This window comes from Methylobacterium ajmalii, assembly GCF_036448855.1.
Lineage (GTDB): Bacteria > Pseudomonadota > Alphaproteobacteria > Rhizobiales > Beijerinckiaceae > Methylobacterium > Methylobacterium ajmalii.
In genome coordinates this window covers 62,218-68,652 of the sequence record NZ_JAZFXT010000029.1, presented here as the reverse complement: position 1 = coordinate 68,652, position 6,435 = coordinate 62,218, and the positions used below count along the sequence as shown (strand labels likewise).

The 6,435-nt window shown below is 73.0% G+C and carries 6 protein-coding genes and 1 pseudogene; 6 read left to right on the top strand and 1 reads right to left on the bottom strand.

The genetic code is table 11. From position 1 onward, the window contains the following. From V3T34_RS15305 to guaB, 6 genes and pseudogenes are all read left to right on the top strand, one after another. Positions 1-329: pseudogene (locus V3T34_RS15305) on the top strand (septum site-determining protein MinD); the annotation flags it as partial. Then, positions 326-586, top strand: coding sequence for a cell division topological specificity factor MinE (gene minE / locus V3T34_RS15300; RefSeq protein WP_091749056.1), 261 nt, complete (start codon positions 326-328; stop codon positions 584-586). The pseudogene V3T34_RS15305 and the gene minE, both read left to right, overlap by 4 nt. A gap of 76 nt (positions 587-662) precedes the next feature. Then, entirely contained in the window at positions 663-1,481 is an 819-nt protein-coding gene (locus V3T34_RS15295; protein WP_060849776.1) for an SDR family NAD(P)-dependent oxidoreductase, read from the top strand. A 6-nt stretch (positions 1,482-1,487) separates the two neighbouring features. After that, positions 1,488-2,390 carry an alpha/beta hydrolase gene (locus V3T34_RS15290; protein WP_305078990.1) on the top strand — a complete coding sequence of 301 codons (903 nt, stop codon included), beginning with the start codon at positions 1,488-1,490 and terminating at the stop codon, positions 2,388-2,390. Next, positions 2,387-3,898, top strand: a complete 1,512-nt coding sequence (locus V3T34_RS15285; protein ID WP_305078989.1) for a flavin-containing monooxygenase — start codon at positions 2,387-2,389, stop codon at positions 3,896-3,898. The genes V3T34_RS15290 and V3T34_RS15285 overlap by 4 nt, the downstream gene beginning before the upstream one ends. Positions 3,899-4,085: 187 nt before the next feature. Next, complete coding sequence (guaB, locus tag V3T34_RS15280) at positions 4,086-5,579, top strand: IMP dehydrogenase (RefSeq protein WP_060849779.1); 1,494 nt, start codon at positions 4,086-4,088, stop codon at positions 5,577-5,579. A 412-nt stretch (positions 5,580-5,991) separates the two neighbouring features. Here the strand turns inward: guaB and V3T34_RS15275 are convergent, their stop codons facing one another. After that, a complete protein-coding gene (locus tag V3T34_RS15275; RefSeq protein WP_091749066.1) occupies positions 5,992-6,372 on the bottom strand; it encodes a cell division protein ZapA in 381 nt (126 codons plus the stop codon). Positions 6,373-6,435 lie beyond the last annotated feature (63 nt).

Below are 6,435 nucleotides of genomic sequence, written 5' to 3'. Positions count from 1 at the left end.
CCGAGCGGGCCGAGAAGGGCGAGCGGCTGGAGAAGCACCTGATCCTCACCCGCTACGACCCCACCCGGGCCGAGCGCGGCGAGATGCTGAAGATCGACGACGTGCTCGAGATCCTGTCGATCCCGCTGCTGGCCGTGATCCCGGAGAGCGAGGAAGTGCTCAAGGCCTCGAACCTCGGCAGCCCAGTGACGCTGAACGCGCCGCAGAGCGCGCCGGCGCGGGCCTACGCGGATGCGGTGCGCCGGCTCAAGGGCGAGACGGTGGCGATGACCGTGCCGAGCGAGAAGCGGTCTCTCCTGGGCAAGCTGTTCACGCGGAGGGCGGCATGAACCTGCTGAGCTTCCTGTCGCGGCGCGGGACGGCGCCGGTGGCGCGCGAGCGCCTTCAGATCCTGCTGGCGCACGAGCGCACCGCCTTCGGCCGTTCGGACCTAGTGGCGGTGCTGCGCGAGGAGATCCTCGCGGTCATCGCCAAGCACGTCGCCATCGACCAGGAGAAGGTGAAGATCACCATGGAGCGGGGCGACGCCGTCTCGACCCTGGAGATCGACGTCGAGCTGCCCAAGACCCTCCACCGCGCGGCCTGACGCCGCTCGCCTCCACCCTTGCGCTCCCGCCCGGCCCGGGCGATTCAGGCATCCCCGGGCCCGGACGGAGCGCGCATTGGCGGACGCCTTTCCCCTGCACGACAAGCTGGCCCTGGTCACCGGGGCCGGCGGCGGCATCGGCGCGGCGCTCGCGGCCGGTCTCGCCCGGCGCGGCGCCCGCCTCGTCCTCGTCGACCGCGATCCCGACGGCCTCGCCCGCAGCGAGGCGGCCGTTCGGGCACTCGGACGAGACGTCGGCGCCCATTGCCTCGACCTCACGGACGCCGCCGCCATCGCGGCCTTGCCGGAGAAGGTCGCCGCCCGCCACGGGCCCCTCGACCTCCTCGTGAACAATGCGGGCGTGGCGCTCGCCGGCCGCTTCGCCGACCTCGACCTGCCCGATTTCGACTGGCTGATGGACGTGAACTTCCGCGCCGTGGTGCGGATGACCCACGCCTTCCTGCCCGTGCTCGAGAGCCGCCCCGCAGCCCAGATCGTCAACCTCTCGAGCCTCTACGGCCTCGTCGCGCCCCCGGGCCAGACCGCCTACGCGGCGAGCAAGTTCGCGGTGCGCGGCTTCTCCGAGGCGCTGCGGCACGAATATGCCGGCACCAATCTCGGGGTCAGCGTCGTCCATCCGGGGGGCGTCGCCACCGCCATCGCCCGCAATGCGCGGGCCGGCCCGCGCCTCGACCCCGCCGAGGTCGCCCGCGGCAAGCAGGCGGCCGAGCGCTTCCTGCGCCTGTCCCCGCAGGCGGCGGCCGAGCGCATCCTCGCCGGCATCGCCCGGCGCGAGCCCCGCATCGTCGTCGGCCGCGATGCCGCCCAGGTGGCGCTGATCCAGCGGCTGATGCCGGTGCGCTACTGGTCGCTGATCGCCCGCGCCATGGAGTGACCCGTGATGACCAGCCTGCGCGCCCATTTCTTCACCTGGATCATCCGCTGGCAGGTCCGGCCGAAGATCGCCCGCGCCGGCGGCGACGTCGCGGCGATCCGGCGGGTCATGAACCAGGGCGGCTTTCCCGACCTGCCCGGCATCGCGTTTCGCGACGGCGAGGTCGGCGGCGTTCCGGGCGAGTGGGCCGAGCGCCCGGGGCTCGCGCCCGACGCGCCCCGCCTGCTCTACCTGCACGGCGGCGGCTTCATCGCCTGCTCGCCCCGCACCCACCGGCCGTTCACCGGCGGCTTCGCCGCCCGGGGCTTCCGGGTGTTCTGCCCCGACTACCGCCTCGCCCCCGAGCATCCGTTCCCGGCCGCCCTCGACGACGCGGCCGCCTGCTGGTCCGCCTTCGCGGCCGCGGGGCCGGCCGGCGTCGCGGGCGATTCCGCCGGCGGCAACCTGGCGCTCGCCCTGATGCTGCGGGCGCGCCGGGACGGCCTGCCGCAACCGCAGGCCGCCGTGCTGTTCTCGCCCTCGACCGACATGCTGGGGCAGGGCGCGTCGATGCGCACCAATGCCCGCCGCGACGCGATGTTCGACCCGACCAAGCTCCAGCACCTCGTCGACCTCTACCTCGCCGGCCACGACCCCGCCGACCCGCTCGCCTCGCCGCTCTACGGCGACCCCGCCGGCCTGCCGCCGCTCCTGTTCCACGTCGGGGAGCGCGAGGTGCTGCGCGACGATTCCGTGCGCTTCGCCGACAAAGCGCGGGCGGCGGGCGTGAACGCCACCGTGAAGCTCTGGCCGGTGGTGCCGCATGTCTGGCAGCTCGCCCATTCGTTCGTGCCGGAGGGACGCCGCTCCCTGTCCGAGGCCGCCGCCTTCCTGAAGGACCATGCGCGCGCGCCGGAGGCGACGCGGTGACGGACGAGCCCGCCCGCGACGCCCCGCCCTGGCCGACGACCCCGCTCGCCGTCCTGGTGATCGGCGCGGGCTTCTCCGGCCTCGCCATGGCGATCCGCTGCCGCCAGGCCGGCATCGACGACGTGATGGTGGTCGAGAAGGCCGCGTCGGTCGGCGGGACCTGGCACACCAACACCTATCCGGGCGCGGCCTGCGACATCCCGGCCCATCTCTACGCGCTCTCCTTCGCGCCGAAGGCCGACTGGACCCGGACCTATGCCGGCCAGCCCGAGATCGCCGCCTACCTGGGCGGGCTGGTCGAGCGGTTCGACCTCGCGCGTTGCCTGGCCCTCTCCACCGCCGTCACCGGCGCGGTCTGGGACGAGGGGCGGGCGCTGTGGCGGGTCGAGACCGATCGCGGACCCGTCGAGGCCCGGGTGCTGGTCTCCGGCATGGGCGCCCTGCACCACCCGGCGCTGCCGGCGATTCCCGGCCTCTCGTCCTTCCGCGGCCCGCTCTTCCACACCGCCGCCTGGGACCACCGCGTGCCGCTCGCGGGCCGGCGCGTCGGCGTGATCGGCACGGGGGCCAGCGCGATCCAGGTCGTGCCGGCCATCGCCCCCGAGGTCGGCCGGCTGGTGCTGTTCCAGCGCACGCCGCCCTGGGTGATGCCGCGCAACGACCGGGCGATCGGCCCGCGGCTCCACGCCCTGTTTCGCCGCCTCCCGCTCGCGCGCCGGCTCCTGCGCGGCACCCAGTTCTGGCTGCGGGAGGCGCAGGCGGCCCTGGGCTTCACCCGCGTCTCGCGCCTCACCCGCCTCGCCGAGATGGCGAGCCGGCTCCACCTGCGCCGCCAGGTCCGCGATCCGGCCCTGCGGGCGAAGCTCCGCCCCCCCTACCGCCTCGGCTGCAAGCGGGTGCTGATCTCCGACGAGTTCTACCCGGCCCTGACCCGGCCGAACGTGGCGCTCGAGACCGGCCCGATCCGCGCCGTGACCCCGGACGGCGTGACGATAGCGGACGGGACCCACCATCCCCTCGACGTGCTGGTGCTCGCCACCGGGTTCGACGTCACCGCCTCCCTCGCCCGGGTGCCGGTGGTCGGCCGCGACGGGCTGATCCTCGCCCGCGCCTGGGGCGAGCGGGTGGCGGCGCATCGCGGCGTCGCGCTCGCGGGTTTCCCCAACTTCTTCATGCTGCTCGGCCCCAATACGGGGTTGGGCCACAACTCGGTCGTGCTGATGATCGAGGCGCAGGTCGAGTACGTCCTCGCCTGCCTCGCCGAGATGAAGGCGCGCCACCTCGCCGCGATCGAGCCGTCGCCGGAGGCCCAGGCACGCCACCTCGCCGAGCTGGAGACGCGGCTGTCGGCCAGCATCTGGCAGCAGGGCGGCTGCGCCAGCTGGTACCAGGACGCGGCCGGGCACAACATCGCGCTCTGGCCCGGCACGGTGGTGGCCTACCGGCGGGCGATGCGGGCGCCGGACTGGTCCGAATTCGTGCTCACGCCCGCCCGGAGCGGGACGTGAGCAGGCGCCGCTCCCGCAACAGGCGTGGATCGCATCGCTGCGCTGCGGCGATAGCGCTTTGCGCCCGTCACGGACGCGTGCTATCGGCCCGTGCCAACTCAATACAGGCAGATTGCCCGGCAGAGCGCCCGGCACGGCGCCGATTCTGCGGCCTCTTCCGGGGTCCGCAGGCAGCAGGAGTTGGTTCATGGCCCGCATCATCACGGATTCGATCATCGAGGGCCTGACCTTCGACGACGTCCTGCTCCGCCCCGCCGCATCCTCGGTGATGCCGGCCGAGGTGAATCTCGGCACCCGCCTCACCCGCACGATCAAGCTCAACATGCCGATCATCGCCTCGGCGATGGACACGGTGACCGAGGCCCGGATGGCCATCGCGATGGCGCAGAACGGCGGCCTCGGGGTGATCCACCGCAACCTCGAGCCGCCGGAGCAGGCCGAGCAGGTGCGGCTGGTCAAGAAGTACGAGTCCGGCATGGTGCTCAACCCGATCACCATCCACCCGGACGAGACCCTGGCCGACGCCTACACGCTGATGCGCCAGCACGGCATCTCGGGGATTCCGGTGGTCGAGCGCGGCCCCAACGGCTCGCGCGGCAAGCTCGTCGGCATCCTGACCAACCGCGACACGCGGTTCGCCACCAACCAGAGCCAGCCCGTCGCCGAGCTGATGACCCGCGACCGGCTGATCACCGTGCGCGAGGGCGTGACCCAGGACGAGGCCAAGCGCCTGCTGCACCAGTTCCGCATCGAGAAGCTGCTCGTCGTCGACGACCACTACCGCTGCATCGGGCTGATCACCGTCAAGGACATCGAGAAGCAGGTCGCCTACCCGAACGCGATCAAGGACGAGCAGGGCCGCCTGCGGGTCGCCGCCGCCACCACCACCGGCGACGGCGGCTTCGAGCGGGCCGAGCGCCTGATCGATGCCGGCTGCGACGTGATCGTGGTCGATACCGCCCACGGCCACTCGGCCAAGGTGCTGGAGAGCGTGCGCCGGGTGAAGACCCTGTCGAACGCCGTGCAGGTCATCGCCGGCAACGTCGCGACCCGCGAGGGCGCCCAGGCGCTGATCGATGCCGGCGCCGACGCCATCAAGGTCGGCATCGGCCCGGGCTCGATCTGCACCACCCGCATCGTCGCCGGCGTCGGCGTGCCCCAGCTCACCGCCATCATGGAGGCGGTCGAGGCCGGCAACGAGGCCGACGTGCCAGTGATCGCCGACGGCGGCATCAAGTATTCGGGCGACCTCGCCAAGGCGATCGCCGCCGGTGCCTCGGTGGCGATGCTCGGCTCGCTGCTCGCCGGCACCGACGAGGCCCCCGGCGAGGTGTTCCTGTACCAGGGCCGCTCGTACAAGAGCTACCGGGGCATGGGCTCGGTCGGCGCCATGGCGCGCGGCTCGGCCGACCGCTACTTCCAGGCCGAGGTCAGCGACACCCACAAGCTCGTGCCGGAGGGCATCGAGGGCCAGGTCCCCTACAAGGGTCCGGTCGCCGCGGTGCTGCACCAGCTCTCGGGCGGCCTGCGCGCCGCCATGGGCTATGTCGGCGCCCCGTCGATCCCCGAAATGCAGGAGAAGGCGCAGTTCATCCGCATCACCAATGCGGGCCTGCGCGAGAGCCACGTCCACGACGTGACGATCACCCGCGAGAGCCCGAACTACCCGGGGCGCGTGTGACGCGCTGATCGATGCGTCGGAGCCGGTCCCGCGGCTCCGACGGTACGATGACGGCCGGGGGCTCGCCACGGTGCCCCCGGACCGACGGCTCCCGCCCTCGAATTGGTCGGAAAATCCTCCCCGCGTCCGGGTGTCGCCGGCGCGCGACCCCGGCATGGCAGCTACCGGGACCGCCGAGAGGCGGTCGGGGAGGCTTTGCCAGGGGCGGGATTCGACGAAGCGGGTTGCCGGCTCGTCGAGAGACGATGCGGTACAATCGAGGACCCGGGGCAGGCTGCCGCCGCGACGCCACGGTACAGGGTGCTGCAGGATGCCGGCCGTCGCTCCCGCACCGCGCAACCTGCCCGTGCCGCACCGCGATCGGGTGCCGCTCCAGTCTCGGCCGATCCCTCCCGGGACGACCCCGCCGGCCTCAGTTCCCCTGCGCCCCTCCGGGCGCCGATCCGAGTCGCTTCGCCAGACGCTCGATCCGCTCGGCGGTGCGCTGGACGGTCTCGGCGAGGCGCGCCTCAGCGCCCTCGCGCTCGGCGGTGCCGGCATCGCTGGATTCGCGCAAAGCAGCGGTCTCGCGCTCCATCGCCTCCATCCGGCGCTTGGTCTCGGCCAGCTCGTCCGCCAGGGTCAGCGCCGCCATGACGTGTAGGCGCATGTCGCCGATCTCGCCGAAGGCCTTGCGCATGTCGCCGATGCGGGCGTCGAAGCTCGCGGCCAGCCCCTCGAGGTGGCGCTCCTCGCCCTCGCCGCAGGCCATGCGGTAGGTCTTGCCGGCGATGGTGACGGTCACTTGGGGCATGGAGTCACCTGGGGGGAATGGAGTCGCCCGGGACATCGGTCCGCCGGTCGGCGGACGATCGGG

What these genes read in the sequence shown, in the direction of transcription:
- minE (WP_091749056.1), top strand. Translation starts at nt 326, where the DNA reads ATGAACCTGCTGAGCTTCCTGTCGCGGCGCGGGACGGCGCCGGTGGCG.
- V3T34_RS15290 (WP_305078990.1), top strand. Translation starts at nt 1,488, where the DNA reads ATGACCAGCCTGCGCGCCCATTTCTTCACCTGGATCATCCGCTGGCAG.
- guaB (WP_060849779.1), top strand. Translation starts at nt 4,086, where the DNA reads ATGGCCCGCATCATCACGGATTCGATCATCGAGGGCCTGACCTTCGAC.
- V3T34_RS15275 (WP_091749066.1), bottom strand. Translation starts at nt 6,372, where the DNA reads ATGCCCCAAGTGACCGTCACCATCGCCGGCAAGACCTACCGCATGGCC.